We start from the raw sequence: 1,224 nt of genomic DNA, 5'->3' as shown, positions 1-1,224 counted from the left end.
GCAGGGTCTTGTGGTGGCGCACCTTTGGATATTATTAAAAAATACATTCAAAACCAACAAGGTTAAAATCTGTGAAATTCACCTCCACCCTGACTGTCGGGTGGAGTCCTCTTTCACTTTAAGATAGTCAGATTTTTCCTGAGCGTGATGTGATGTCAGTGCCTGTCATTGGATTATTTGTTTTCCCCAAGATTAACCCCTTTCACTTCTCGATTCCCAATATGATCTTTAATCTTCGGATTGACGATCAACCTTTATTTGATTTAAAAATCTTCTCAGTGGATGGGCAGGTGGTTCAGACCGAGCATTCTATGATGATTGTGCCCGATACCCATATTGAGCAAATGGATCAATTCGATATGATTATAATCCCGGGTTGGGACGATTTTAATCATGTGCCTGACCCGAAGTTCATTACAGGTTTACAGCAAGCATATGCCATATGTTATGGTACCTATGCACTGGCTTATGCAGATTTACTCGATCATAAAAAAGCCACCACACACTGGTTGGCTGAACAAGATTTTAGCCAGCGCTTCCCACATGTTCAGTTTGACCGTAATTCATTATATGTTGATGATCAGCGTGTGATCACGTCCGCTGGTACGGGAACTGCATTAGACTGTTGTTTATATTTAATTCGTGAGTGCTACAACACTAGCATTGCCAATAAAATCTCGAGAATTATGGTGATTCCACCGCATCGTGAAGGCGGACAGGCACAGTTTATTGAACAGCCCTTGGCAGAATCGAGTCAAGATGCTCAGATCAGTCTCTTACTCGATTTCCTGAGACAGAACCTTAATGTACAACATCGTATTGAGCACCTAGCCGAACACACTCACATGACACGTCGTACCTTTACGCGTCACTTTAAAAAAGCAACTGGCATGACCTTAATGGATTGGTTGACAGTTGAACGTATCCGTTTTGCAGCACAGTTGTTAGAAACAACCCGTCTATCCATTGAAAAAGTCAGTGAACTTGCTGGATTTAATAATACAGTGTCCTTTCGAACAAAGTTTCGTGAAAAATACAACACCAGTCCACAGGCATGGCGTAAATCTTTTGGTATTTATGACTAACATAAAGATTTTGGTAGTGTCAAAATCTAACGTGTTTTTGTAGAATAAATTATCACTAAAACAAGTAAAAAATATCCAATATGATCATCGAAACCACTACTTATCTTTGTACACGTTGCCAATCGCCGAATATCTTTAA

Annotated in this window: 1 protein-coding gene; it reads left to right on the top strand. The window is 40.2% G+C overall.

The genetic code is table 11. The features are described from left to right. Positions 1 to 152: 152 nt before the first annotated feature. Positions 153 to 1,085: a GlxA family transcriptional regulator gene (locus CYK47_RS15220; protein ID WP_122902599.1), complete on the top strand. Its 933-nt coding sequence runs from the start codon at positions 153 to 155 to the stop codon at positions 1,083 to 1,085. Positions 1,086 to 1,224: the final 139 nt, after the last annotated feature.

The sequence above is a fragment of the Acinetobacter sp. B51(2017) genome (assembly GCF_003711395.1).
Classification (GTDB): Bacteria; Pseudomonadota; Gammaproteobacteria; order Pseudomonadales; family Moraxellaceae; genus Acinetobacter.
This window is presented reverse-complemented; position numbering and strand designations above follow the sequence as displayed.